The organism is Rhodococcus sp. MT28 (genome assembly GCF_058792695.1).
Window position 1 is genome coordinate 509,387 of the sequence record NZ_JBXAFD010000002.1, and the last position, 25,257, is coordinate 534,643.

Here is a 25,257-nt window from a genome sequence, read left to right on the forward strand (position 1 = left end):
TCGTCATCGTGTGTTCCGTTAACAACCCCGCGCCCCAGCTCCCGATCATCGATTCGGGGGCGTTGACCCGATGCCGTCATCGGGTGCGTCTGGACGGGTTGTTTCCCGGGAAATCGGCTTCGGAACCCGTCGACACCGGCGTCAAGCAGCGCCAGGATGCCGCGATCGCGAAGCGCGCGGAGATCGCCGAACTCGTGATCGGTGCTGCTCCCGAGCGTTGGGTGAAGATCAACCCCGACCAATCGGCGTCGGCTCAGGCTCGCGACACCTTGGCTGCCTGTGAGGCCGGCGCGGACCGGATCTGGGGCGCGGTCTTGCCGGTCGAGCGCGACACCGGACGCAAGGGTCGCTGCGAAATGCTCATCCGTGACGACGAGGGTGGCGGGTACATCCCCGTCATTGTCGTCAATCACAAGGTGACCGATCCCGGCCAGGGCGCGATCACCTCGGGGCTCTTCGAATGGGAGCCCGCGGCCGATCCCAAACGCAAGGTCCGCAGTCAGGTCCGCGATCAGATGCGCGTCGCGCAGGTCTATCGGATGCTCGAGCGTCGTGGGCTGGCGAGCCCGTCGCTGACGGCAGGCGCGATCGGATACAACGGAGACTGCATCCTCGTCCACGACCTCAGCGCGATTCTCGACGATTACGACGAGCGTTTCGCCGACCGTATCGCTGTGGCCCGCGGTGAGGTGCTGACGTCTCCGTCACAGGTGAGCGAGTGCAAGTCGTGCCCGTGGTGGACCGAATGCAAGCAGGAATTGGTCCGCAACCGCGACGTCAGCCTCGTCGCTGTCGGATCGCGGGCCGAGCTTCTGCGCGACGTGGGCTGCAACACGATCGATCAGCTGGCCGCCTGGGACGGTGAGCCGCTCGAGGATTGGCCGCACGGAAATTTCGACGACGCAGTCGTGATCGCCAAGGCGTGGTTGGCAGATGCTCCGTTGGTGCGGCGGTTCGAGAAGATCTCGGTGACTCGGGCGGACATCGAGATCGACGTCGACATGGAGAGCTATCAGGAGCACGGCGCGTACCTGTGGGGGACGTTGCTCAATGTCGGCGGCTTCTCGATGTATCGAGGATTTGCGACGTGGGATCCGCTGCCGACGCGTGACGAGGCGCGGTCGTTCGCAGAGTTCTGGGGCTGGCTGATGGCGGAGCGTGCCGCGGCCGCTGCTTCGGGTAAAACCTTTGCCGCATACTGTTATTCGCGTTCAGCCGAGGATAAGTGGTTGTTGGACTCGGCGCGCAGGTTTGCCGGTGAACCCGGGATTCCGAGTAAGGACGAGATTCGCGAGTTCATCGACAGTCCGCAGTGGGTCGACATTTATCAAGCAGTGAGTGATCAGTTCATCTGCCCGAACGGCAAGGGGCTCAAGAAGATTGCGCCCGTCGCCGGCTTCAACTGGCGTGACGCCGAGGCCGGGGGTGAAGCGTCGATGGCGTGGTACCGCGAGGCGGTCGGCTACGACGGTGAGCCGGACGAGACGCAGCGGACACGCATCCTGCAGTACAACGAGGACGACGTCATTGCCACCAAGGTCCTCCGTGAGTGGATGACGGACCGCGCGGAGAAGGAAATTCCGCTGGCTTCCGAGTTGTAGCGCTGATCCGTTCTGTCGCGATTGTCTGAAACATCCTATTGAACAGTATGTTTCAACTCGTAGTTTCTCGTCATCGTGTGTCCGGAACCCGCATCCGCGCTACCTTCATCTGGTCGGCTCCACGATGGAGGGTGTTGCATGCTGAGCAGGCTGACTTCGAGTGCGAGCGACGCCGAACTGTCTGACGTCGAGCGGCGCGACCTCTTCGCACGCCAGATACTGCAGGTGACGACGGTCGCGCCACTGGCCAACATGGTCAATGTACTCAGCGTGTGCGCTTTGCTTGTGTATGTCGTACCCCCCGGTCACAACGAGTTTCGGGTGATCTGGGGTTCTGCGGCCTTCTTGGTCGTCCTCAATTCGGTGCGCGTCTGGATACCGCGAGTCGTCCTGAAGGGCCGGTACACGCCCAAACATACGACGAGGTACGACTACTGGGCGCTCATGCTCGAGGTGATCCTGCTCGGGCTTCTGCTTGTCGTTCTCGCCGCCGCGATGCTTCCCGTGACGGACAACTCGCGAAAGCTTGTGCTTCTAGCGACATTCGCCGGAGTCATGGGCGCCGGCGCCGTAGCATTGTCGACGGTTCGGTCGATAGCGGTAGCGTGGATTCTGGTGCACAGCATCGGATTGCTCGTCGTTATCCTGCCCAAGAGAACTACGGAATATGCTGTCCTCTCGTTCCAGTTGGTCGTGTACTCGGTGACACTGATTATCGGCGTCGTGTACCTCTGGGCGTCGTTCCGAAGTCGTTGTCTTGCCGAGTTCGAGGCTGCTGCCGAGCGCCAGACGGTCAGTTTGCTTCTCGACGATTTCGAGGGTGGGTCACGCGACTGGCTGTGGGAAGTCGACACCACCGGGACGTTGTCGCACACCTCCGCTCGGCTGTCGCAGATCTCGGGAGTTCCCGTCTCCGACTTGCGAACCCTGTCGCTGCGCGGATTGTTGGATCGGCTCGACGTGGGTTCGACGAAGAGTGGCCGAGCCGCGGTCCAGGTCATCGGAGATCACCTCGACCGCCTCATGCCGTTTCGAGAGGTCGTCATTCCCGTTCGTGTCGACGGCGTCGACCGATGGTGGTCTCTGTCGGGTCATCCCAGGCTATCCGAGGCCACGGAGTTCGTGGGTTGGCGAGGCGTGGGCTCGGACATCACCGAGAAGTACAACTACGAGCGGCGAATTCTGTGGCTTGCTGCAACCGACGGACTGACCGGGCTCCCGAATCGCCGGACGTTCGGCTCGGAGCTGTCCGACGCGCTCGGCACCGTCCGAACCGGCGAGGAAGTCCTTGTCGGAATCCTCGACCTGGACAATTTCAAGTCGGTGAACGACACGTTAGGGCACCCTGTCGGTGACAAATTGTTGATTTCCGTTGCTGCACGGCTCAATCGGGTGGTCGACGGCGCCATGTGTGCGCGAATCGGTGGTGACGAATTCGGCGTCGTCTTGCGGGGAACAGGGGACGGCGGAGAGGTGTTCGCTCGCTATCTGGATGCATTGCGTGAGCCGTTTTACGTGCGGGGGAATCGCATCGAGGTTCGTGCATCGATCGGCTATGCCGGCGCACCCGCAGATTCCGAAGATGCGGACACGCTTGTCATGTCCGCCGACCTGGCGCTGTATGCGGCAAAATCCGCCGGCAAGAACCGGGTAGGAAGATACTCACCGGTGCTGCGGGCGCGGGCCAGGGAGCGAGCATCGGCCCTGCAAGAACTTGGGCTTGCGATCGAGTCTCGGCAGTTCGAGTTGTACTACCAACCGCAGGTTCGTGCGGACACCGGCCGCGTCGAGGGTTTCGAGGCACTGCTTCGCTGGAATCACCCGGTGCGGGGCGTGCTTGCACCGCACATTTTCATCGATGTCGCGGAGGAGACCGGCTTGATAGTCCCTCTGGGGCTTCAGGTACTGAACATGGCGTGCGCCGAAGCCGCGACGTGGCCCGACGACACTTACGTGACGGTGAACGTCTCTCCGGTGCAACTGATGTCGTCCGGGTTCGGATCGGCCGTGAACGATGCGCTGGAGGCAAGCGGTCTGTCCGGCAAACGGCTTCAGCTGGAAATCACAGAGACGGGAGCAGTGGAGGAGCTTGCCGTCGCCGAGTTGGATCGCCTGCGTGCCACCGGAATTGCGATTGCCCTGGACGACTTCGGAACCGGCTATTCGTCTTTCGAGAGTTTGAAGAAACTGCCGTTGGACATCCTCAAGATCGACCGGTCGTTCATCACCGAACTGAGCGAGGGTGATTCGGCAGTTGTCACTTCGGTGGTCGAGGTGGCGAAGGCGCTCGGTATGCAGTCATTGGCGGAAGGCGTGGAGACGGCCGACCAGCTGAGGCTCTTGCTTACCGCCGGTTGCGAATTGGTTCAGGGTTACTACATCAGCCGACCGATGCCGGCGAAGGAAGTAGCCGAGTACCTCAGCGCAACTGCCCACTCCAACGGTGGGTATTTTCATTCGTTCTGACAACTGTGCGCCTTTATTAACCGCGGGCGGTTAATAAAGGCGCACAGCAGGGAGGTTAGCGCGGCGCCATGCGCAGTGCGCCGTCCATGCGGATGGTCTCGCCGTTGAGGTAGTCGTGCTCGACGATCATCTGCGCGAGCTGCGCGTACTCGGACGGCTGGCCCAGGCGGGACGGGAACGGAACGCCGGCCTCGAGGCCCTTGCGGTACTCGTCGGTGACGCCTGCGAGCATCGGGGTGTCGATGATGCCGGGAGCGATCGTGTTGACGCGGATGCCGAACTGCGCAAGGTCACGGGCAGCCGGAACCGTCATGCCGTGCACGCCGCCCTTGGAGGCGGAGTACGCGATCTGGCCGATCTGGCCTTCGAAGGCAGCAACGGAAGCGGTGTTGATGACGACGCCGCGCTGGCCCGACTCGTCGACGGCCTCGGTCTTGGCGATGGCGTCGGCGGCCAGGCGCATGACGTTGAAGGTGCCGAGCAGGTTGACGGTGATGACCGTGCGGAACAGCTCGAGGTCGTGCGGACCCTTCTTGGACAGGATGCGTCCGGCCCAGCCGACACCGGCACAGTTGACGACGATGCGCAGCGGGGAGCCCGACTCGACGATCTGGTTGATCGCTGCTTCGACCTCTTCGCCGCTGGTCACGTCGGTGGGGATGAGGGTGACGCCGGCGGGGACGTTGTCGCCTGCGCGCTCGATCGACGCGGGCAGATCCAGGCCGAAGACGGTAGCGCCGGCGTCGGCGAGGCGCTTGGCTGTTGCGGCGCCGAGGCCTGATGCCGCTCCGGTGACCAGTGCTGCGGTTCCCTTGATTTCCACTTCGTGTGCTCCTCGAGTTAGCGATCGGTAAGGCGGTGGTACGTGTCGAGAACCATAACGCGAGGGTGTATGTGAGGGCGAACGCGCGAGACCCGCGTAGGGCTGGGTACCTTGGACGCGAGGTCTGAGAGCAAAGCACCGGACGAGAGGGGACCTGCGTGAGCAAGGCGCCTGTGCGTCCCGCCGCTTCTGTCGAGAATTTCGAGCGGTTGCAGCGCGACCCGCTCTTCGAAGATCTCGCCGAACTGATTGCCGAGGTTCTCTCCTACGCGTTCGACGCTCCGGCCGCCGTCGAGATCGAACAGTGGACGATCAGTTGCCTGCCGTCGACCAACCGATCCGCGGAGCGCCATCGCTTGTTCACGCTCAATATCGGTCCGATGGAGATTCTGAGCGTCGAGTGCCATCTGGTCGGCGGTAAGCCGATCGAGCACGTCATGTCCGTCTACGTATCCAGTTCGGCACTGGAATCGCGAACCGGCTGCAGCATCGAAGAACTCGACGCCAAGCACGATCTGGTCGCCATCAGACGCACCGAGTTGGCGTCCGCCGACGGCGACGGGACCGTGATCGACTGCAGTCTCGAGGACTCGGATGCGTTGGAACAGTTTGCTCAACTGCCCGTCGACATGACGACGGTTCGTCCGCTCGCGGAGCATCTTGTTGCCAAGGGCAAGGGCCCATTTCGGCAGTATCACAACGCCGGGTTCGCCAAATATGTACTGGAAAGGTCGCTCGACCATGGTTGATCAGTTGCCCATCCGACTCCCGCGTGTGCTGCGAGACGGGGACGATGACGGCGCGGTCGACGTGCTGCAGGAATATTTCACGAGGCCGCTCCGAAAGACCGGTTATCTCCGAACCGGTGCGTTGTGGGATTCCTGGGATCCCAGTGGCAATCGCGATCGTGATGCGAACATCTTCACCGCGGAAGATCTTGTTGCGGTGACTCTTCTGTCGGTTCAGGTTCCGGCGCAAGGAGCCTTCTTCCTGCTCGGGGAGAACAATGCCGAACTGAACCGACTCCTGGCGGACGTGGGCCCGGATCGCGATCTGTCGAACGAACCCGATCCCTTCACTCCGGAATCCCCGGTGTGGCGGTTGGAGACGGCGCTTCGAGAGATTCACGGTGTCGGGCGAACCATGGCGTCCAAACTGATCGCGCGCAAGCGTCCGCGACTCTTCCCGATCTACGACGACGTCATCGGGCGGGAGTTGGGAACGAAGTCGGCCCACCTGGAACCTGTTCGCGTAGCCATGCGGGAAGACGAGTTGCAGAGTCGACTCCTCGATCTACGTGCACGAGCAGGTCTCGTCGAATCCGTTCCGGTCATCAGGGTGTTGGATGTGCTCGCCTGGATGCAGGGTAAGGGATACAAACCGGCACCCTAGTTTTCTTGTCGGTGGGCGGGTCTAGTGTCGAATGTATGTTCGATGATGGATTGACGAGCGGTGTGGGGACATCCGTCGATGACGGCCGTCCTGTCGTCGACCCACTCGTGTTGCCGGACATGCTCTTTGCGACGGCGCAGAGCGAGAACATGCTAGCCGCGCAAAAGGTGCTCGGTGCATCCATGTTGTCGGAGTCGCGATTCAACGCCGAACTCGACGTGTCCGGTGATGTCGACAAGGCGTGGCGGATCGCATGCAACGAGATCGCGGTCATGCTCACGTGCTCGCGTCGTACTGCCGAAGTCCACATCGAGATCGGTGATGCCCTACGGGAGTTCCTTCCGCTCACCAAGGCCGCCTTCGCTGCCGGCGAGTTGGACTATGCGCGTGTGCGCAAGATTGTCGACGGACTCACCGGGGCCGATCCGGAGGCGATCGCAGCACTCGAGCGCCGGGTACTTGCCTCGGCGCACCGTCTTCCGCCCGGGCAACTGGAGCGCGACATCGAGCGCCAGCTTTTTGCCTACGATCCGGATGCTGCCGCCGAACGTCGCCGGAAGATGCTGGAACACCGCGATGTTCGCACGCGTGCAGACCGTCACGGACTCGCCCAGTTGCAGGCAACACTCAGTGCGACCGAGGCCGTCGAAGCGCTTGGCCTGATCAACGAGGCCGCCGGAAGCGTCTGCAACCACGATCCACGAAATGTCTCGACCCGTAGGGCCGACGCACTGGTAGCTCTCCTGCACGGCGAACAGGGGCTGACTTGCCAGTGTGGCAGCGAAACGTGCGAGGCAGTATCCCCAGCAGCTCGATCGACTGCATCCTCACGTCGGAAGCCGTTGTTGCACATCGTGTGTGATCTGGCGACGCTCCTCGGATTGACGTCAGATCCCGCGAGCATCGACGGATACGGGCCGATCGATCCTGATTTTGCTCGCGAGCTCTCCGCTGATTCCACCTGGCAGGCCTTGTTCGTCGATTTCCGCGCCCAGGTCGCGGGGAATCGACCGCGTCGGCAGCATGCTCCCACTGTCCTGCCGCTTGTCACCCGACGTGATCGCCCAAGTCGCGAACCGAACGGCTGCGGGGATCGGATTCGGGCAATGCAACGGTTGGTCGCGCGATCCCCGGACATCGTTCGAAGATCGGATGGGCACGGCGCCCAGCACGATCCACCTCCCGGCGCGCTGACCTATGCTCCGGGAGCGGCTCTGGCCGCATTGGTGCGGGCCGTGGACGGTCACTGCCGGTTCCCTGGTTGTTCGGTGCCCGCGAACAGGTGCCAACTCGACCACATCACCGAGTTCGATCCTTCCGATCCGAGACGTGGTGGGTGGACCATTGCGAGCAACCTCCAATGCCTGTGTCGTCATCACCATCAGGTGAAGACATACAGGTTGTGGACGCCGGTGATGCTGGAGGACCGTGCCATTCACTGGACCGATAAAACCAGCGGGTTGACGGCTGTCACGGTTCCGGAGAGGCACTGACTTCGAAGATGGTCTCCAGACCGTCTTCTTCGTCCCACTGCTCACCGACTTCGCAAAAATTGTACTGGCTGATCAGGTTTCGAGATGCGGCATTGTCCGGGCTGATGGTCGCTCGAACGGTGTGTACTTCGGATTCGCGACTTGCGACGTCGAGAAGTATCTCGAGGGCGGCCCGTGCGTAGCCCTGGCGCCGGAACGCCGGGTCGATGCGATATCCGACCTCCACCATCCCGCGCGCATCGGGGCGACCGTGGAATCCGGCCAACCCCACCGGCGTCGAGGTGCGGGCATCGACTGCGATGCGGGTGATCCACGCGCTGTCGAGGGGATTCTCTGCTATCTGCTTGCTCCGGTAGCGCCACAAGCCCTGGCATTCTTCGCCGAGGAGATACGGGGTCAGGAGGTTGGGTGCGAGTTCCATTGCAAGAGTGGCGTTGTCTTCACCCAGTGCGTGCAGGGCGAGTGATGGAACCTGGATCAGTTGAAGTCCCCGTCCGTCGAGTGTCCAGGGTAGTTCGGTGACTGTCACAGGTCGGCGATGGGGGTCGACAGCGTTATGTCGACACCGATGCTCCGGAGATTGCCGTCGAGGACTTGCCAGATGGAGCGTTCGAGGAATTCGGCCAATTCCGCACTGGTCACATCGGAACCCGGCTGGCTGAGCCAACGGTTGACGCTGACGTCGACCAATCCGATGACGCCGAAAGCCAAGGGCTCAGCCATCTTCGACGGTTTGCCACGGCTGGTGAGGATCGTGCCCAACAAATTTCCCAATTGGACGGCGATTGCCGTCTTGGTTCCGGTCACCACTTTCGAACCGGTGGCCCGCGTACTCGGCGAGCCCTTGCCTAAAAAGTGGTGCAGTCGTGGATATTTCACAATCCACTGGAGGTAGGTCTCGACGGCCCGTGAGATGGCCTCGCCGACGGTGCCTTGTGGCGTGAGGGTGGGGGTCAGGTCGGTCATCATCATCTCGAGGATGCGGACTCGCAGCTGCTCGTCGAGGTCGGCTCGATCCTTGAAGATCCGGTAGACAACGGAACGGGGGACGTCGGCGCGCTCGGCGATCTGCTGGACGCCGACGTCGGCGCCACCTTCGTTGACTGCATCGAGTGCTGCGTCGAGGATCCGCGCTTTGCGCTGCTCCTTGTGATCATTCCAGCGAGTGCTGCGCCCGTCGGGCTGCGCCGACTCGGCTGTTTTTGTCATAAATCGAACGATACTCACCCCGCCATTGACTGGACAAGATGTCTCACATACTTTGGTGGGACAGCGTGTCACACACAGATACCGTTCTCTTCAGGAGTGGCAATGAGTAACAGGGTTTTTGTCGTCGGCGTCGGCATGACGAAGTTCGAGAAGCCGGGAGCCCGCGAGTGGGACTACCCGGATATGGCACGCGAGTCGGGTACCAAGGCGCTCGAAGACGCGGGTATCGACTACACCGAGGTCGAGCAGGCATACGTCGGCTACGTCTACGGCGAGTCCACCGCAGGTCAGCGCGCTGTCTACGAGCTCGGTCTGACAGGTATCCCCATCGTCAACGTGAACAACAACTGTTCGACGGGATCGACCGCGCTCTACCTCGCCACGCAGGCGGTCAAGAGTGGTCAGGCCGACTGCGCACTCGCGCTGGGCTTCGAGAAGATGCAGTCCGGGTCCCTCGGATCCACCTACGACGACCGTGAACAGCCCCTCATGCGGCACCTCCTCGCTCTCGCCGAGCTGCAGGAGTTCGCGATGCCGCCGGCTCCGTACATGTTCGGCGCCGCGGGCGTCGAGCACATGGAACGCTTCGGAACCACTGCAGAGCAGTTCGCGAAGATCGCCGTCAAGAACCACAAGCACTCGCTGAACAACCCGTACGCCCAGTTCCAGGACGAGTACACCCTCGAGCAGATCCTCGAAGCACGCCAGATCCACGGGCCGCTCACCAAGCTCCAGTGCTCGCCCACCTCGGACGGATCCGGCGCGGCGATCATCGCCAGCGAAGCATTCGTCGAAAAGCACGGGCTCGCTGCTCAGGCGATCGAGATCGTCGGACAGGCCATGGTCACCGACATGAACAGCACTTTCGAGGACAAGAGCGCCATCAGCCTCGTCGGCGCGGACATGACCCGCAAGGCCGCCGAGAAGGTATACGCCCAGGCCGGGATCACCGCCGACGACGTCGACGTCATCGAACTCCACGACTGCTTCTCCACCAACGAGTTGCTGACCTACGAGGCACTTGGACTGTGCGCCGAAGGTGACGGCGGCAAGCTCGTCGACGCCGACGACACCACCTACGGCGGACGCTGGGTGGTCAACCCGTCCGGCGGCCTCATCTCGAAGGGCCACCCCCTCGGAGCAACAGGCCTCGCGCAGTGCGCCGAACTCACCTGGCAGCTCCGCGGAACCGCGGACAAGCGTCAGGTCGACGGCGCGAAGGTCGCCCTCCAGCACAACATCGGACTCGGCGGTGCAGTTGTCGTGACCGCATACAAGCCCTACGCACGCTGAATCACACCCTCAACCCGCTAGCTACCCACTAGGAGTTTCATCATGGCTTCCGTTTCCGTCTCCGCTGTACTGCCCGCATCCCCCGAGAAGACCTGGGATGCGCTCTCCGACCTGTCGCGCTGGGAAGAGTGGCTCACCATTCACCAGGGCTGGAAGAGTGAACTCCCCACCGAGGTCGCGTTAGGCGCCAAGTTCACCGAGGTCGTCTCCGTGATGGGTATGGCCAACAAGATCGAGTGGACCGTCGAAGAGGTCGAGGTTCCGAAGATGGTGAAGATCGCCGGAACCGGAATGGCCGGCGTCACCGTCGAATTCATCCTCTCGGTCGAGGCCGACGGTGCCGGTTCGAAGGCAACCGTCGACGCCAGCTTCAAGGGCACCATGATCGTCGGGCCGATCGGCAAGGCAGTTGCCAAGAACGCCAAGGCTGATCTCGAGGCCTCGCTGGCCAAGTTCGCCGAGCTGGTCGGGTAACGGCTCGATGACGACACCGAAGACCAACGCGGTCGAATTCGATACGTCCGGGCTGGACGTATGGACCGATCCGGAGCACTTCGAGGTGACAGCCGAGCGCATCGCCGAATATGCCGCTGCCACAAACGACCCCATCGAGCGACACCTGAAAGGCGAGATCGCTCCGCCGGTCTTCGCGGTGGTACCCGTCTTCATGTCGATGGCACCCGCTGCGCTGTCGGTGGCGCCGGTCGAACTGCTGATGAAGCTCGTTCACGGTGAGCAGGACTTCCTGTTCCACCGTCCGATCTACCCTGGCGACCATCTGGTCGCTCGCGCCAAGCCCATCGGATTCGAGGGCCGGGACAACGGGTCCACCGTCGTCATCTACGTCGAAACCAAAACCGACAAGGGTGAATTGGTCAACGAGCAATGGATGACAGCGTTCTTCCGCAAGGTCGACGCGGGCCCCGGACTGGGCGAGAAGGCTCCCGAACACCGATTCGACGACGCTCTTCGCGCTGGTAGTCCCGCAGCGGTGGTGAACCAGCATATCGACGAGGACCAGACGTTCCGGTACTCACCGGCTTCCGGCGATCCGATGCCGATCCACCTTGACGAGGAGATCGCTCGGATGTCCGGGCTCCCCGGAATCATCAACCACGGACTGTGCACGATGGCGTTCACGTCGTGGGGAGCCCTGACCGAACTGGCAGGCGGCGAGACCGAGCGGTTGCGCCGTCTCGCAGTGCGATTCGCGAAACCCGTACTCCCGACACAGGACATCGAGACGGTGTTCTACAAGTCGAGTTCGGCAGACGGAGCCACGTCGTACTCGTACGAAACCAGTGCGGTCGGCGACCTCGTGATCAAGGACGGCCTCGCGGTCATCGCCGACAAATGAGTCTTCATGTCCGACAACTGAACTGATGGGAATCTGAACTGATGGGAAGTCTCGACGGTCGCGTAGCGATCATCACCGGAGCAGGACGCGGCATCGGCCGTGAGCATGCGCTGCTCTTCGCTCGTGAGGGTGCGAGCGTCGTGGTCAACGACCTCGGCGGCGCAAACGACGGTTCCGGTGCAGATGCCGGCCCCGCGCAGCAGGTAGTCGACGAGATCGTCGCTGCAGGCGGCAAGGCTGTTGCCAACACCGACAACATCGCCACCTGGGACGGCGCCGAGGGCCTCGTCAAGCAGGCCGTCAGCGAGTTCGGCCGACTCGACGTACTGGTCAACAACGCCGGCATTCTTCGTGACGCCTTCATCGCCGGTATGGACGAGAGCCAGTGGGATGCAGTCATTGCCGTGCACCTCAAGGGGCACGCAGCGACGCTGCACCACGCTGCCGCGTACTGGAAGGACCAGAGCAAGGCAGGCGAGACCGTCAACGCTTCGGTCATCAACACCGCTTCGGCTTCGGGTACCTTCATGCCCAACGCGGGCCAGGGCAACTACGGCGCCGCCAAGGCGGGCATCGCAGCCCTGACTCTGGTGGCCGCTGACGAGCTCGATCGATACGGCGTGCGTGTCAACGCTATTGCGCCGATCGCGCGTACTCGGCTGACGCTGGCGACACCCGGTATGGGTGCGCTCTTCGCGGCCGAGGTCCCCGAGGGTGAGTTCGATGCGTTTGCGCCGTCCAACATCTCCCCGCTGGTGGCCTATCTAGCGGCGGCGGACTGCAAGCTCACCGGCAAGGTGTATGCCGTTCAGGGTGGGGCCATCACGGAACTCGCCGGCTGGCACGGTGTGAACACCATCGAGAGCGAGGGTCCCTGGACCACCGCTGACCTCGCAGAACGACTGTAAGCGCATGGCACGCAACGCATACGAACTCGGTCTCGGGCTGAGTGAGGAGCACACCGCGCTTGCAGATTCGGTGCGCTCCTTCGCCGAGCGCACCATCACCACCGAGCAGGTGCGCGCGGCCGTGGAGTCGCGGACCGAGGACAAGTTCCCCCAGTTCTGGACGGCGCTCGTCGGGCAGGACCTTCTCGGGCTCGCGGTTCCGGAAGAGCAAGGTGGTCACGGCGCCGGCCTGCTGACCTTGGCAGTGGCACTGGAAGCATTGGGCCGCACAGTCTCTCCCGGCCCGTTCGTTCCGACGGTATTGGCAAGTGCCGTTCTCGGTGTCGCCGATTCCAAGGCGGGACCCGAGTTCCTGCCCGGTCTGATCGACGGAAGTCGTACGGCAGCAGTCGCCTTGGGTGCACCGTTGGCGGCCGAGTCGTCGGACGGTGGGTACAAGATCACGGGCGCACTCGACGGTGTGCTCGGTGGTGAGCACGCCGACGTACTGCTGGTTCCGATCCAGTTGCCCGAGGGCGTTCGCTACGCGGTGCTCGAGAGCAGCGCAGTCGCGATCACCGTTCAGGACAGCATCGACGTGCTGCGCGGTAGTGCGCGGATCGAAGCTGACAATGCTCAGATCAGCGCCGAACGGATACTCGACGGTCTCACCGAGGCGCGGGTACGGTCCATTGCCGCAGTCGTTCTCGGCGCCGAAGACGTCGGCGTCATGTCCTGGTGCGTTTCCACTGCGTCGGAGTACGCCAAGACACGCGTGCAGTTCGGGCGACCCATCGGCCAGTTCCAGGGCGTCAAGCACAAGTGTGCGCAGATGGGCATTGCGCTCGAGCAGGCACGCGCCGTTGTGTGGGATGCGGCAAGCGCATTGGACAAGGGCGACGACACGGCAGATTTTGCCGCCGATATCGCAGCAGTCATCGTGCCGGACGCCGCAGTGCAGGTAGCGCAGGATTGTGTGCAGGTCCACGGCGGCATCGGCTTCACGTGGGAGCACGACGCCCACCTGTACTACCGGCGCGCGCTCTCGATCCGCGGCATTCTCGGTACCCGCGAGGATCGTGCCAACCGTGTTGCGCAGCAGGCACTTGACGGTGTCAGCCGGGCTTCGGTTCTCGAACTGCCGCCAGAGGCGGAGGAGATCCGCGGCGGCATCGCGGCCGAGCTTGCCAAGTTGGTCGAGCTCGACGAGGACGACCAGCTGATCGCGCTCGGCGACGGCGGCTGGGTTCAGCCTCACCTGCCGAAGCCGTACGGGCGCAGCGCCGCTCCGCTCGAGCAGATCGTCATCTCCCAGGAAATCAAGGCTGCCGGTATCTCGATGCCGCAGCTTCTGATGGGAACGTGGGCAGTGCAGGCCGTCGTGGCGCATGGTTCGGACAAGCAGAAGCAAGAGCTGGCCGTGCCGACCCTGCAGGGTGAGCTGGTGTGGTGCCAGCTCTTCAGCGAGCCCGGTGCTGGTTCCGACCTCGCATCACTGTCGACGAAGGCCGAAAAGGTCGACGGCGGTTGGAAGATCACCGGTCAGAAGATCTGGACCACGGTTGCTCAGTTCTCCGACTGGGCAATGCTGATCGCCCGCACGGACGCCACCAAGCCGAAGCATCAGGGCATCACCTACTTCGTGCTCGATATGTCGACACCGGGCATCACCGTCCGCCCGCTGCGTGAGATGACGGGCTCGGCGCTGTTCAACGAGGTGTTCCTCGACGACGTGTTCATCCCCGACGAGAACGTGGTCGGTGAGGTCAACGACGGTTGGAACGTCGCCCGGACGACGCTGGCCGGCGAGCGCGTCGCGCTCAGCCAGAAGATGGAGGCGTACGCCTCGGACTCCGATCTGCTGAAGTTCGCGAAGTCGGCAGACCTGAGCCCGATCGGACGCTACCGCGTCGGTGAGCTGGTGGCCGAGAGCCAGGCGATCGACCTCATCGGCTCCCGCGTTGTGCTCAAGCAACTTTCGGGAATCGACGTGAGTACGACGTCGAGCGTCGGCAAGCTGTTGGCGATGAAGATCAGCCAGTCGATCGCCGAGTTCGTCGTCGCCGAACTGGGTGCTGCCGGAGCGGTCAGCATCCCAGGTCAGCCAAGCGACAAGGCGATGGAGCAGCTCATTTCGGGCCGTGCCACCACCATCTACGGCGGCACAACCGAGGTGCAGCTCAACGTGATCGGTGAGCGCATGCTCGGATTGCCGCGAGACTGAGGGTATTTATCGGGTGGGGCTCAGTCCTGGATTCTTCTCCAGGGCTGAGCCTCTTCCAGTTCGAAGGCCAATTCGAGGAGCGTGCGCTCGTCGCCGAGATCGGCGGAGAAATGCGAAGCCAACGGCAAACCATGGCTGGTCTGATGCATCGGTAGCGAAATCGCGGGACCTCCGGAGATGTTGTTCAGCGGCGTGAACGACGTGTACGCGATCAACTTGTCGAAAAGCTCCTCGAAAGGCTGAGCGGGAGAGAGGTATCCGAGCTCGGGGGTGGTGTGCCCCAGAGCCGGCGAGAGCACGACGTCGTACTTCAAGAACATGGCGCTGTACTGCTGCTGGAGCCGTCGCAGACGGTAGAGCACGCGCGGCGTCTTCACCAGGTTCTTCCGGTACAGCGTGTAGAGGCCCTTGGTGAGATTGTCGGTGCCGGACTTGTCGAAGTCGGGTCCGAGCATTTGTTTGCCACCGGTGGAGATGGCAAACGACAGAAAGCCCCAGTAAATGCTGAAGTCGTCGATGAATTCGGGGCCGACGGGCAGTGCTGCGTCCTCGACATGATGGCCAAGGCTTGCAAGGAGTTCGGCCGTAGCTTCGACGGACTTGCGCGTCTCGTCGTCCGTCTTGGTGACGGTGACGGAATCGGCGATCACGCCGACGCGCAGGCGGGTTGAGCTGGGTCCTTCGATCAAGCGAACCGGTGCGAGTCGCGGATTGCGGTAGTAGTTCTCAGCCGCAGACATCCATCGTGCAGTGTCGCGAACAGTCCGAGTAACGGCGCCCTGGGCGATCAACCGGATCGGCATCGACTTGTCGGCCGGATCGGCGATGGTGCGTCCGCGAGTGGGTTTGAGTCCGACGAGTCCGCAGGCAGCGGCGGGAATGCGAATCGATCCACCGCCGTCGTTGGCGTGCGCGATCGGGAGTACGCCGGCAGCAACAAGCGCGGCTGCGCCTCCCGAGGAAGCGCCCGACGAGTACGCCGGATTCCACGGGTTGTGGACGGGTTCTTCCGTCATGTATTCGGTGGACGCACTGAACCCGAACTCGGGCAGTCGGGTCTTGCCGATCGAAATGGCCCCGGTGGAGAGGAACTGCTTCGCAAAATCGCTGTCGGCTTTGGCGGGGACCGCGGTGAAGGCGGTACTGCCCTGTTGGGTGGGAAGGCCGGCGCTGTCGGTGTTGTCCTTGATCGCGGTGGGGACACCGGCAAAGACGCCCTTGGCGGGCCGGTTGCTCCTGGCGAGGGCACGATCGAAATCAGTGCAGGCCAGACCGTTCAATTGCCCCTGCACTGCCTCGGCGCGGGCGATCGATGCCTCCATGACTTCCCGTGCGGTCACCTCGCCTGATTCGATCCGGGCGGCGACGCCGGTGGCGTCGAGGTCGCCCAGGGCGTCGTCGGTGAAAGCGTGGATGGGGGTGTTCGCGGTCATGGGGATCCTTGTCAGGCGGAGGCACTCAGGTCGTCCGTCCAGCATATTGGACGGACGACCCCTGAGTGGCGCTATCTGTGGATTGCGGTATCAGCTACCGAAGATCGTCACTGCCTGCTCTGCTGCCTGCGGCGCCTGCTGGAACACTCCCTGTGGGATGAACTGCTGCGGAATGAACTGCTGGGGGCCCAACTGCTGGAAGTTCGTGACCATCGGGTGGATCACGTTGTTGAATACATCGTTGAACATGTGTTGTGTCCTTCGGTTACAGCGTTTTTCGAACTTCTGACTCCATCGACACTAAGCACGGTTCTGACGAGTTTCAACGAAAATTGCTGATACACAGGCAAGTTCAAGTTCATTGCCAGCTGGGGGCCAGGAACCGGTCTTCCTTCACAGCTTGGACGCTGCGCCGTGCAGGTTCTTGGCTGTCGGGGAGGTCTCGACGGATTTGGGATCGGGGTACGTGCCCAGTACTCGATCGGCAGTTCCCGCGGTGGTGACGGTGAACCAGTAGTGCTCGTTCTTGAAGTGGTGGTTGCGGTGGTTGCGCCAAACTGACCGGTAGAGAGCAGTTTTCGGCTTGTAGTCACTGTGGATGAGGAAATGTGTCCACTCGTAACCGAGGCCGAGCACGGAAATGCAGGTCAGGAACGTCAGACCGAGTTCGACGCGGGGAAATGCCAGGAGGGCGACGGCTGTCAGAACGGGAATCACGATCAGGAGCGTCTGCCACGGGATGAAGATGAGTGAGACGGTTCGCGGCGCAAAGTGGTGTTCCCGATGGCTGCGCGCCAGCCGTGAATCGAGTGTGACGCCGGCAATGGTTCGTGGCTTCCAATGAAGAACGAAGACGTGAATGATCCACTCCACGAAGGGGAATGCGGCAAGCATCACGAGCGGAACGAGGGCGTCGGTGATCTGCCAGTTGCCCACTGCGATGCGCGCCGCCGCGGCGGCCAGCAGCATGGTGCCGATCATCCACGGCGTCGGTGACTTGCGGAACGTCCGTGCCGCATCGGCGAGAGTAAGAGGCTTGCTCATGGTTTCAGTCCTTCCAGGAAGGTGAGAGCGTCGCCGATTGCCGTCGTGCCGGTGTGAAGGAGCTGTGCGGCTGACGCCTCGGCAGTTGGCTCGTCGTGTGAAGTGATGGCGGAGGCCAGTTTTCGATACAGGTCGGTCTGGCCGACTTCGGCGACCATGACGGATGCAAGTGCAGTCATAGCCGGCTCGTATGCAGCCCGAAGGCTGTTGAAGATCAAACGGAAGGCAATGGAATCTGCGCTGTCGACGACGACGTCCCAGAACGCCAGAGCGCGGTCTTGCAACTCCACTGGATCTTCGGTGGCGCCTAGTTGATCAACGGCCGTGTCGAGTTCTCGGGCGGATTCCGCGGAGATGCGACGGGCGGCCAGCACAGCGATCTGCGGTCCCATCAACTCGCGAGTTTCCAGGACGCTGCGCACCACGCTCAGGTCGGGGACGCCGTCGCGCACCAGCAGCTGGGGGAGAAGTTCGGGTCCGGCCTGGCGTCGAAAATCGCGCACCGACGTGGACTCGCCCTGGCGGACCTCGACGAGTCCGGCCTGGGCGAGCTTCTGAATTGCCTCGCGGACTGCGGGCCGCGAGACGCCGAATGCCTCGGCGAGCTTGCGCTCGCTGGGTAGTACCTCACCCGCAGCCAGCTCTCCGGCCAGCACTTTCACCGATATCTGGTCGAAGACTGCGCCGGAGGCCGAGGTACGTGCAACGGGTTGAAACATGTACCGACCGTAACCCGCTTCTCGGTAAGAGGTCAAGTGGTAATACCAGTTCAACGATTGGAGGCTTGGCGCGAAAGAGATATGTCTTGGCCAAGAGGCTTCACCGTAACGGCGCAGGTGAGAGTAATTTTAGGTAACCCTAATTCGGATAACCGTCAGGAAACCCATGATATCGCTCCTGTTACCGACTCCAGATACCGATGCAGAGTTCGCTCGCATCACCGCTGCCCTGACTCGACGCGGCTTTCTCGGCGGAAGTGCCGCCGCGCTGTCCACACTTGCTCTCGTCGGATGCAGTAGTGGGGAGGGCGGGGACGGTGCGGACGGCGCAACTCGTACTGTGCAGACGCACTACGGATCCGTGGATGTTCCCGTCGATCCGCAGCGCATCGTCGCCGTCTCATACAACACCCCGTGGCAGTTGCAAGCCGTCGGCGCCCGACCCGTCGCGACGCTCGACTACAGCGCGTACATCGACCAGTTCACCCCGACACAGCAGAAGTTCATCGACGGCTTGTCCACGGTGGGGGTTTTCCTCGAGGTCAACCGCGAAGCCGTCGTGGCTGCCGCGCCTGATCTCATCGTCGGCGATGCGTACGAGATCGACGAGGACATGTTCCGCGAGCTCTCGAAAATTGCTCCGACAGCGGTGTATTCGGGCACGAACCGATCGGATTGGCGCGCTGTCGCCGAGGGTGTCGCAGACGCGGTCAACAAGGGTTCGGCATTGACGTCGAATCGCGAGAAGTATCAGGCGATGCAAGAGCGAATCCGCACCGAATACGCCGCGCAGCTTGGCGAGAATCGGTGGGCCCAGGTTGCTATCGGTGGTTCGGAAGGGCACTTCTCCATCTTGTATCCAACCGGAGTGACCGGCGCGATGCTCGCCGACCTGAACGTGACCCGCGGCGAATTCATCCCGGACCTGCGCCCAGCCACCGGCTTCGAAGCCTTCCCGCTCGAACAACTCGAAATGCTGCGGGACGTCACCGTCGTCATCTACCCGAAGCAGCCGAACGGAACTGATTCTGCAGGAATGAAATCCGTCTTCGCCAGCCCGCTGTGGAGCCGCATTCCGGCAGCAGCTTCGGGCCGGGTATTCGGAATCAGCACTCAGGTCACCGACTACGGCACTGCAATCAATTGGCTCAACGAACTCGAAACCGGCGCTTTGGAGGCACTTTCATGACATCACTTCTATTGCCCAGCGCTGACACCGATGCCGAATTCGCTCGCATCACCGCAGCACTTACCCGACGCGGTTTCCTCGGAGCCGGTGCCTTGGCGGGGATCGGATTGCTCACGGCCTGCGGAACCAGCTCCGGTGAATCGGCCGAGGGTTCGATGCGCACCATCAACACGGCTCTGGGGCAGGTGGAAGTGCCCACCAACCCGCAACGGGTGGTCAGCGCCGATTACTACACGGGCCCCGCGATGTTCGACGCCGGGTTCACACCGGTCGGATTGCCGGTCGACTACGAGAACGCCGACGGCGTCCCGGAACCCTATGCGTCCGCTCTGCGGTCTCTCCCGAAGGTGGGACGCTGGTACGAGCCCAACGCCGAGGCGATAGCGGCTTTGTCTCCCGACCTGATCGTGATGACCAACCTGCTGTCGGAGAACAACCCGGATCTTTACGAGCAGATCCGGTCGATCGCACCGACCGCGGTTTTTGCCGAGGACGGGCAGTACGCATGGAAGGAGCGCGCCTTCGGAGTCGCGGACGCGCTGAACCAGAGCGCGAAGGTTCAAGAGTTGGCAGATCGGTACGAGGCGCGGATCGCCAAGTTCCGCAGCGACAACGCTGATGTGCTGAGCAAGGTGAAGGTCGTCTACACCACGTACTTCGAGGAGAGTGGTTTCTCGCTGTACTCGCCGACCAAGTATCAGACGACGGTCATCAGCGAGGCCGGGTTCCAGTTCAACGACCGTTCGCTCGCAATTCCCGCCGGCAGCAACGAGTGGTTCCCGAAGGAGCAGTTGGAGCTACTCGACGAGGCCGACGTCATCATCACCAACAGTGGCAAGGGCCCCATCAACGAGAAGTTGGCGAACGACACCATCTTCCAGCGTCTGCGCGCCGTCAAGAATGATCAGGTGTACTCGTTCGACTACGAGGGCGTCGCGTCCTTCGGTTGGGCCCTGACATTCCTCGAGCAGTTCCAGCCGATCGCTGAGGAGATCAGGGCCAAGCTCTGATCTCCTCAGCGATCACGAGGAAGCCGGCGCCACCACATTCAGCTTCGGTTGATGCTGGTCGGTGTATGCCCACGGGAGGATCTTCTCCAGTGCTTTGCCGATCCGGAACACGGTCGGTTCGTCGTACGTATGGCCGACGATCTGGACGCCCGTGGGAACGCCGTTGTGTGCGTGTCCACTCGGCACCGCCAATACGGGGCACCGATTGGCGACGTTGAACGGCAATGTGAGAAGTGCTTCGGCGGTGGTATTCACGTGCTGACCCGCCACAGTGAGGCCGTCGAGCAAAGACTCGCCTGCCGGGAAGGCGATGGTGCCCGAAGTCGGGCAGATCAGCGCATCGAAGGGAGCCATCGCCTCGGCGAGCTCTCGTTGCATTTGGGTTTCCTTGCGAAGGCCGTCCAGAAATGACATTTCCGCAGCGCCCTTCGACGTGATCGCGACGTTGTCGAGCGTGTAATCGGCGAGAAGATCGCCGTGGGCGCGAGCAACTTCCGCGACGGATGCCCCCATGATCGTTCCGAAATGCACCTTCACCGCTGCTGCCATCGAGTCGCGAGTCCACGGCAGTTCGATCTCCTCGACGATCGCGCCGGCATCGACCAACGACTGTGCGAGAGCCCGTGTGTTCGCCTCGATGTCAGGTTCGATGGGGAAGTCACCGAGCCGCAGGCACAGGGCAATTCGCATTCCCTCGACCGACGGGTACTCGTGTGGCAGCGTGATCGCCGGCTTCAGCGAAGAATGGTCACGCGGGTCCGGCCCGATCAGAACGTTGGCCAAGAGAATTGCGTCGTCAACAGTTCGGGCCATCGGACCGTCGCCACGGTAGGAATCCATGGACAGCGGGGCGACCCCGGCGATACGCCCGTACGAGGCCTTGAGACCGACGGTGCCGGTAAAGCCTGCCGGGCCTCGTGTCGACCCGCCGATGTCGGATGCTGTTGCCAGAGTGGTAGTTCCGGCGGCGAGTGCGGCGCCCGCACCTCCGGATGAACCGCCGGGGCTGTAATCGAGGTTCCAGGGATTGCGGGTCACGCCCCACAAAGGAGAGTGTGTGAACGCCGCGACGCAGAATTCCGGTGTCGTCGTGCGTGCGTGAATCAGGCCGCCTGCTGCCAGAACTCGGTCGATCACGGGTGCGTTCTCGCGGGCGATGTTGCCGCGCCCCGCCAGCGAACCTTCGGTCAGAGACTTTCCGGCAATAGCGTGTTTTTCCTTGGCAGCTACCGGAATTCCCTCGAGCGGCCGCGGATCGGGTCCGTGGCCGAGATATCGGCTCTCCGCTTCCCGAGCGCCGGTGAGTGCCTCGTCGAACATCTCTTCGGTGAAGGCATTGATGTGAGGTTCGAACTTCTGGGTTCGGTCGATGATTGCCTGTAGCAGTTCGACCGGAGACAATTCCCGCGCGCGAAAGTGAGCAATGGCTTCGGTGGCGCTGAGGTAGTGCAGTTCGTCTGACATGACGTTATCTCCCTGGGTAAGTCTGTGTGGGAATCACGCGCTCCGCGCAAGGGCTCCCAGCGCGGCCGCGGTCATGGCTGTAACACCTTCGGGTAGGGCCGCGGCGGGATCTGGGGCGAAGCGCGGTGAATGATTCGACGGCGTGCCGGGTGGTATCCGTCCCTCAGCGAGCGCGGCAAGGGCGGTTCCGTCGAAACTTTGAAGTGCCGTTCCGCCGAAATGCCAGAATACGGAGGGGCATTGGGCGGCGGTGCCGAAGATGCCGAAGTCCTCGCTACCCGAAAGTGGTTGTGACAGAGTATGCATTCCCAAGCCAGCCTGTCGCAGGTCGGACATCACCGTGGACGTGGCGTCCGGAGTGTTGACCGTGGCCGGAAAGCCGTTGTACGCATGAACGTCCGGCTGTTCGACGGCGCCTGCCCCGTCAGCTTCTGCGCGAGCGATCCTGCCCACCGATTCGAGCATGTGATCTCGCGACGATGCACTGAAAGTTCGCAGGCTGAGTAGCAGTTCGGTGTCGTCGGCAATGATGTTCGCAGCTGTGCCGGCGTGCAAGGCTCCCACCGTGAGCACAGGTGCTGTCGGGGTTGCCGCTTCATGAGCGACCAGACTTTGAATGCGCAGCGCGAAAGACGCTGCCATCAACAAAGGGTCGATGCATGCGTACGGTGAGGACGCGTGTCCACCACGGCCGTGAAAGACCACTCGTATCGTGTCGGATGCTGCCATCAAGATGTCGGGTTTGCTGACCAACATCCCCGCAGGAGTCGGGCCCACGTGCTGTCCCAGGCAGAGGTCCGGTCGTGGGAAGCGGTCGAAGATTCCGTCGTCGACCATCGCACGAGCGCCGGAGCCGGTCTCCTCGGCAGGCTGGAAGACCGCGACAACAGTCCCGGTGATCGATGTCGGATCCGCGGAAAGTGCGGCGCACGTGGCAAGTAGCGCGGTTACGTGGACATCGTGGCCACACGCATGCATGACTCCATCAGTTCTGGAGGCGTAGGACAGCCCGGTGTCTTCTGCCACCGGCAACGCGTCCATGTCGGCGCGTAGCAGGATCACCGGACCGCTGCTCCCTTCGAGAACACCGACGACACCCGTACCGCCGACCCCGACCGTGACGTCCCAGCCGCCGATTCGCCGAAGTTCCTCGGCAACAATTGCGGCGGTGCGAGTTTCGTCGCCGGACAACTCGGGGTGTGCGTGTAGGTCGCGGTAGAGCTCGAACCAGTGCGGCTCGACGGTTCGCAACCGCGACGGGTCTCCGAACTCGAGATTCGAAAGCAGTTGATTCATGGTTGATCTTCTTTCAGTTGGCGGTTTTCAGTTGCACCAGGTTCAACATCTTTTCTCGGGTTTGTGGTGCTGCCATGACCGCGACGATCGCCACGACGGGCCCGAGTGCGAGCGATACGAACGCCGCTGACCAGGAGAGATGGTCCACGATGAATCCGAATACAAGCGGTGCGACTATTCCGGCGACCATGCCGCCGAAAATGATCATCGACGAGGCGGCCCCGACCACCGAAGAAGGCAGAGCCCGCAGGGGCAGTGCAAAACACGGCATGAAAGCGAAAGAGGCAGCGGCAGATCCGAGGGTGACGAGAACGACGAACAAGGCCGTGTTGGAGACGAAAGGAATCGAAACGAGCATCACGATGCACGCGAGCATGGACGGCACCACGACGACACGACTGTTGCCAGCCAGCCGATCGGAGATTCGCCCGCCGATGACGGTGGTCACGGCGGCCACCACGGTAGCCGGAATCAGAAGGAGGCTTGCACTCGAGAGGGCGATTCCACGTTCGTCATGGAGGTACGACGGAACCCACGACGACATCCCCCAGATCACGAAGTCGTATCCGAAGAACATCAAGGCGAAGAGCCACATCGCGCGGGAGCGAAGTACGGTGCGCATGTTGTCCCAGGAGGAATCCGGACCGTGGTCGTTCTCCGCCGGAAGTGCCGGCGGGAGCCACAACTTGATGCTGACGAGCGATAGTACGCCGAGCGCCGCGACGGCCAGAAACATTCCACGCCAGCCGATCAACGGGAGAAGTGCTGCCGCAACAACGATGGCAAGAAGCGTACCGACGGCGTTGGAACTGTTCATCCATCCTGTGGCAGTGGCACGTTGCTCCGGGATGCTCCGCTCGGCAACGAGCTTTACTGCAGCTGCCGGAAACACTCCCTGCGCGAGACCGAAGAGAAAGCGAACAACCAGAAGCGTCCCGAACGACCAGGCAAGGGCAGTGAGGCCGGTGAAGGCACTCCACGCCACCAACCCGATCAGAGCCATCCGGACTGCGCCGTATCGATCGGCGAGCAGTCCACCAGGCAGTTGGGCCAGCGTGTATGCAATGAAGAACGTGGAGATGATCAATCCACGCTGGGAGTAGTCGAGATCGAACTCCTCACCGAGCAAGGGGAGAGCGAGGTTGATCGCCAGCCGATCTATGTAGTCGATCGCGTACGCGACGAACAGCAACGCGACCGTGACTTTGGTGGAGCGAAGCACTGGGCCTCCAAGTGGTGAACCTGTGAAGTGATTCACACATCTTTGGCAAACAGGCAGGGATCACCGACCAGAATGCAGTAATCCGGCAATACTGGGCCGATGAAGCCGGAATCCGACGCATTTGTCATCGCGGAATCTGATCTGGAGATCATCAATGCACTTCAGCTCAACCCCCGCGCGTCGTGGACGCAGTTGTCGTCAGTGCTCGACATGGATTCGACGACGATCGCCCGCCGGTGGCGTCGCCTCGTTTCGAACGGTCATTCGTGGGTCAACGCGGTCGCAATCGGTCGAACCCACATATTCGGCTATCTCCTGATCAGGACCACACAGGATTCCGTTGCCGACGTGGGGGAGCTGTTACGTCAACTCTCCTGTGCCTATCTGTTGGCCAGGACGGAAGGCGAGTACGAATATTTCGTCGGAGTCGTGGCCGCCGACCACAAGAGTTTGGACGCTTTGGTGTGTGAGCACCTTGCCGCCGATCCTGGAATTCTGTCGATCAGAAGCCGGGTCGGGGTGAAGGTGTACCGGGACGGGTTCAGCTGGGAGCCGGGCGCTCTGGGGCAAGCGGGTCGGGCTCAGCTGGCAACGGCATCGACAAAGGGCGCTGCGGTGCCGGCAGATCCGACAGAGTTCCGCGAGTCCGACGGTGCCCTGTTGGAGGCGCTCGGCCGTGACGGACGTGCCAGCTATGCGCGTCTCGCCGCGATTTGTGGAACGAACGAGACTGCGATTCGACGGCGCTTGGCCCAACTGACTGCGTCGCAACAGTTGATTTTCCGCTGCGATGTCTCGCAACAGGCCGTCGGTTCACCGTTCGAAGTGATCTTCGACGTCGCTGTGGACGGTTCCACCGACGAACTCGGCAATCTTGTGTCGAGTTGGCCGGAGATCAGATTGTTGGTAGCGACCACCGGAACAGCGAACATGTTGATCAGCGTGTGGCTGAGCAGCCTCGCGCAGAGTCTTGTCGTCGAGGATCGACTCCGTCGAATCGGTAGTGTGCGGATCCTTGATCGACGTGTCTCGTTGTACCCGATGAAGCGATTCGGACAGCTGCTCGGACCAAGCGGAGTGGCAGAAGGTCATGTCCCGGTCGCGATTTGGGGTGCCGGCGACCTTCTTCGCTGAG

The 25,257-nt window shown here is 62.3% G+C and carries 23 protein-coding genes; 13 read left to right on the plus strand and 10 right to left on the minus strand.

Features of this window, described 5'->3' with window-relative positions; all coding sequences use genetic code 11:
- Window positions 1-44 precede the first annotated feature (44 nt).
- A complete protein-coding gene (locus tag AC1Q6C_RS10675; RefSeq protein ID WP_058227446.1) occupies window positions 45-1,601 on the plus strand; it encodes a TM0106 family RecB-like putative nuclease in 1,557 nt (518 codons plus the stop codon).
- A 138-nt stretch (window positions 1,602-1,739) separates the two neighbouring features.
- Window positions 1,740-4,067, plus strand: a complete 2,328-nt coding sequence (locus AC1Q6C_RS10680; RefSeq protein ID WP_030535863.1) for a putative bifunctional diguanylate cyclase/phosphodiesterase — start codon at window positions 1,740-1,742, stop codon at window positions 4,065-4,067.
- Between the two features lie 55 nt (window positions 4,068-4,122).
- Here AC1Q6C_RS10680 and AC1Q6C_RS10685 read toward each other — a convergent pair whose 3' ends face one another.
- Window positions 4,123-4,890, minus strand: a complete 768-nt coding sequence (locus AC1Q6C_RS10685; RefSeq protein WP_003944195.1) for an SDR family NAD(P)-dependent oxidoreductase — start codon at window positions 4,888-4,890, stop codon at window positions 4,123-4,125.
- Window positions 4,891-5,048: 158 nt separating this feature from the next.
- Here AC1Q6C_RS10685 and AC1Q6C_RS10690 point away from each other — a divergent pair, with 158 nt between their 5' ends.
- From AC1Q6C_RS10690 to AC1Q6C_RS10700, 3 genes are read left to right on the plus strand one after another with little or no spacing between them, the layout of a single operon-like run.
- Window positions 5,049-5,639 carry a hypothetical protein gene (locus AC1Q6C_RS10690; protein ID WP_030535862.1) on the plus strand — a complete coding sequence of 197 codons (591 nt, stop codon included), beginning with the start codon at window positions 5,049-5,051 and terminating at the stop codon, window positions 5,637-5,639.
- Window positions 5,632-6,282, plus strand: coding sequence for a DUF6308 family protein (locus tag AC1Q6C_RS10695; RefSeq protein WP_492666610.1), 651 nt, complete (start codon window positions 5,632-5,634; stop codon window positions 6,280-6,282). Before AC1Q6C_RS10690 ends, AC1Q6C_RS10695 begins: the two co-directional genes overlap by 8 nt.
- Before the next feature lie 35 nt (window positions 6,283-6,317).
- Window positions 6,318-7,775: an HNH endonuclease signature motif containing protein gene (locus tag AC1Q6C_RS10700; protein WP_042453242.1), complete on the plus strand. Its 1,458-nt coding sequence runs from the start codon at window positions 6,318-6,320 to the stop codon at window positions 7,773-7,775.
- On the opposite strand, the gene AC1Q6C_RS10705 is transcribed toward AC1Q6C_RS10700, so the two are convergent.
- Window positions 7,753-8,304, minus strand: a complete 552-nt coding sequence (locus AC1Q6C_RS10705) for a GNAT family N-acetyltransferase (protein WP_376135958.1) — start codon at window positions 8,302-8,304, stop codon at window positions 7,753-7,755. The genes AC1Q6C_RS10700 and AC1Q6C_RS10705 overlap by 23 nt on opposite strands.
- The gene (locus AC1Q6C_RS10710; RefSeq protein WP_007735953.1) at window positions 8,301-8,984 is read right to left on the minus strand and encodes a TetR/AcrR family transcriptional regulator; all 684 of its coding nucleotides are present in this window, start codon (window positions 8,982-8,984) and stop codon (window positions 8,301-8,303) included. Before AC1Q6C_RS10710 ends, AC1Q6C_RS10705 begins: the two co-directional genes overlap by 4 nt.
- Before the next feature lie 102 nt (window positions 8,985-9,086).
- Between AC1Q6C_RS10710 and AC1Q6C_RS10715 the strand changes: the two genes are divergently transcribed.
- The 5 genes from AC1Q6C_RS10715 to AC1Q6C_RS10735 are packed head-to-tail and all read left to right on the plus strand — an operon-like array spanning window position 9,087 to window position 14,745.
- Entirely contained in the window at window positions 9,087-10,277 is a 1,191-nt protein-coding gene (locus tag AC1Q6C_RS10715; protein ID WP_007735955.1) for a lipid-transfer protein, read from the plus strand.
- Between the two features lie 42 nt (window positions 10,278-10,319).
- Window positions 10,320-10,751 (plus strand): type II toxin-antitoxin system Rv0910 family toxin, encoded by a 432-nt coding sequence (locus tag AC1Q6C_RS10720; protein WP_030535858.1) that lies wholly within the window; start codon window positions 10,320-10,322, stop codon window positions 10,749-10,751.
- Between the two features lie 7 nt (window positions 10,752-10,758).
- Complete coding sequence (locus AC1Q6C_RS10725; protein WP_050655961.1) at window positions 10,759-11,634, plus strand: MaoC/PaaZ C-terminal domain-containing protein; 876 nt, start codon at window positions 10,759-10,761, stop codon at window positions 11,632-11,634.
- A 41-nt stretch (window positions 11,635-11,675) separates the two neighbouring features.
- Complete coding sequence (locus tag AC1Q6C_RS10730; RefSeq protein ID WP_007735961.1) at window positions 11,676-12,542, plus strand: SDR family oxidoreductase; 867 nt, start codon at window positions 11,676-11,678, stop codon at window positions 12,540-12,542.
- 4 nt (window positions 12,543-12,546) lie between these two features.
- A complete protein-coding gene (locus AC1Q6C_RS10735) occupies window positions 12,547-14,745 on the plus strand; it encodes an acyl-CoA dehydrogenase family protein (protein ID WP_193595733.1) in 2,199 nt (732 codons plus the stop codon).
- A 20-nt stretch (window positions 14,746-14,765) separates the two neighbouring features.
- Here AC1Q6C_RS10735 and AC1Q6C_RS10740 read toward each other — a convergent pair whose 3' ends face one another.
- From AC1Q6C_RS10740 to AC1Q6C_RS10755, 4 genes are all read right to left on the minus strand, one after another.
- Window positions 14,766-16,178, minus strand: coding sequence for an amidase (locus tag AC1Q6C_RS10740; RefSeq protein ID WP_230359360.1), 1,413 nt, complete (start codon window positions 16,176-16,178; stop codon window positions 14,766-14,768).
- Between the two features lie 90 nt (window positions 16,179-16,268).
- Complete coding sequence (locus tag AC1Q6C_RS10745; protein ID WP_003944172.1) at window positions 16,269-16,427, minus strand: hypothetical protein; 159 nt, start codon at window positions 16,425-16,427, stop codon at window positions 16,269-16,271.
- 144 nt (window positions 16,428-16,571) lie between these two features.
- Complete coding sequence (locus AC1Q6C_RS10750) at window positions 16,572-17,222, minus strand: sterol desaturase family protein (RefSeq protein WP_020968076.1); 651 nt, start codon at window positions 17,220-17,222, stop codon at window positions 16,572-16,574.
- On the minus strand, window positions 17,219-17,941 hold the full coding sequence (locus tag AC1Q6C_RS10755) for a FadR/GntR family transcriptional regulator (RefSeq protein WP_063315279.1): 723 nt from the start codon (window positions 17,939-17,941) through the stop codon (window positions 17,219-17,221). The genes AC1Q6C_RS10750 and AC1Q6C_RS10755 overlap by 4 nt, the downstream gene beginning before the upstream one ends.
- Before the next feature lie 166 nt (window positions 17,942-18,107).
- Between AC1Q6C_RS10755 and AC1Q6C_RS10760 the strand changes: the two genes are divergently transcribed.
- Both AC1Q6C_RS10760 and AC1Q6C_RS10765 read left to right on the plus strand, forming a co-directional pair.
- On the plus strand, window positions 18,108-19,130 hold the full coding sequence (locus AC1Q6C_RS10760) for an ABC transporter substrate-binding protein (RefSeq protein ID WP_063315278.1): 1,023 nt from the start codon (window positions 18,108-18,110) through the stop codon (window positions 19,128-19,130).
- Entirely contained in the window at window positions 19,127-20,140 is a 1,014-nt protein-coding gene (locus tag AC1Q6C_RS10765) for an ABC transporter substrate-binding protein (RefSeq protein WP_047272737.1), read from the plus strand. The genes AC1Q6C_RS10760 and AC1Q6C_RS10765 overlap by 4 nt, the downstream gene beginning before the upstream one ends.
- Before the next feature lie 12 nt (window positions 20,141-20,152).
- On the opposite strand, the gene AC1Q6C_RS10770 is transcribed toward AC1Q6C_RS10765, so the two are convergent.
- The 3 genes from AC1Q6C_RS10770 to AC1Q6C_RS10780 are packed head-to-tail and all read right to left on the minus strand — an operon-like array spanning window position 20,153 to window position 24,122.
- On the minus strand, window positions 20,153-21,604 hold the full coding sequence (locus tag AC1Q6C_RS10770; protein ID WP_073513196.1) for an amidase: 1,452 nt from the start codon (window positions 21,602-21,604) through the stop codon (window positions 20,153-20,155).
- A 33-nt stretch (window positions 21,605-21,637) separates the two neighbouring features.
- The gene (locus tag AC1Q6C_RS10775) at window positions 21,638-22,900 is read right to left on the minus strand and encodes an amidohydrolase (RefSeq protein WP_492666611.1); all 1,263 of its coding nucleotides are present in this window, start codon (window positions 22,898-22,900) and stop codon (window positions 21,638-21,640) included.
- A gap of 13 nt (window positions 22,901-22,913) precedes the next feature.
- A complete protein-coding gene (locus AC1Q6C_RS10780; RefSeq protein WP_047272739.1) occupies window positions 22,914-24,122 on the minus strand; it encodes an MFS transporter in 1,209 nt (402 codons plus the stop codon).
- 99 nt (window positions 24,123-24,221) lie between these two features.
- On the opposite strand from AC1Q6C_RS10780, the gene AC1Q6C_RS10785 reads away from it, so the two are divergent.
- Complete coding sequence (locus tag AC1Q6C_RS10785; RefSeq protein WP_054781284.1) at window positions 24,222-25,256, plus strand: Lrp/AsnC family transcriptional regulator; 1,035 nt, start codon at window positions 24,222-24,224, stop codon at window positions 25,254-25,256.
- Window position 25,257: the final 1 nt, after the last annotated feature.

Bases quoted from the DNA above. Each gene is read 5' to 3' on its own strand.
- AC1Q6C_RS10775 (WP_492666611.1), bottom strand. From the start codon at position 22,900: ATGAATCAACTGCTTTCGAATCTCGAGTTCGGAGACCCGTCGCGGTTG.
- AC1Q6C_RS10740 (WP_230359360.1), bottom strand. From the start codon at position 16,178: ATGACCGCGAACACCCCCATCCACGCTTTCACCGACGACGCCCTGGGC.
- AC1Q6C_RS10765 (WP_047272737.1), top strand. From the start codon at position 19,127: ATGACATCACTTCTATTGCCCAGCGCTGACACCGATGCCGAATTCGCT.
- AC1Q6C_RS10710 (WP_007735953.1), bottom strand. From the start codon at position 8,984: ATGACAAAAACAGCCGAGTCGGCGCAGCCCGACGGGCGCAGCACTCGC.
- AC1Q6C_RS10755 (WP_063315279.1), bottom strand. From the start codon at position 17,941: ATGTTTCAACCCGTTGCACGTACCTCGGCCTCCGGCGCAGTCTTCGAC.
- AC1Q6C_RS10745 (WP_003944172.1), bottom strand. From the start codon at position 16,427: ATGTTCAACGATGTATTCAACAACGTGATCCACCCGATGGTCACGAAC.
- AC1Q6C_RS10680 (WP_030535863.1), top strand. From the start codon at position 1,740: ATGCTGAGCAGGCTGACTTCGAGTGCGAGCGACGCCGAACTGTCTGAC.
- AC1Q6C_RS10695 (WP_492666610.1), top strand. From the start codon at position 5,632: ATGGTTGATCAGTTGCCCATCCGACTCCCGCGTGTGCTGCGAGACGGG.
- AC1Q6C_RS10770 (WP_073513196.1), bottom strand. From the start codon at position 21,604: ATGTCAGACGAACTGCACTACCTCAGCGCCACCGAAGCCATTGCTCAC.
- AC1Q6C_RS10715 (WP_007735955.1), top strand. From the start codon at position 9,087: ATGAGTAACAGGGTTTTTGTCGTCGGCGTCGGCATGACGAAGTTCGAG.
- AC1Q6C_RS10720 (WP_030535858.1), top strand. From the start codon at position 10,320: ATGGCTTCCGTTTCCGTCTCCGCTGTACTGCCCGCATCCCCCGAGAAG.
- AC1Q6C_RS10725 (WP_050655961.1), top strand. From the start codon at position 10,759: ATGACGACACCGAAGACCAACGCGGTCGAATTCGATACGTCCGGGCTG.
- AC1Q6C_RS10730 (WP_007735961.1), top strand. From the start codon at position 11,676: ATGGGAAGTCTCGACGGTCGCGTAGCGATCATCACCGGAGCAGGACGC.
- AC1Q6C_RS10760 (WP_063315278.1), top strand. From the start codon at position 18,108: ATGATATCGCTCCTGTTACCGACTCCAGATACCGATGCAGAGTTCGCT.
- AC1Q6C_RS10785 (WP_054781284.1), top strand. From the start codon at position 24,222: ATGAAGCCGGAATCCGACGCATTTGTCATCGCGGAATCTGATCTGGAG.
- AC1Q6C_RS10735 (WP_193595733.1), top strand. From the start codon at position 12,547: ATGGCACGCAACGCATACGAACTCGGTCTCGGGCTGAGTGAGGAGCAC.
- AC1Q6C_RS10700 (WP_042453242.1), top strand. From the start codon at position 6,318: ATGTTCGATGATGGATTGACGAGCGGTGTGGGGACATCCGTCGATGAC.
- AC1Q6C_RS10750 (WP_020968076.1), bottom strand. From the start codon at position 17,222: ATGAGCAAGCCTCTTACTCTCGCCGATGCGGCACGGACGTTCCGCAAG.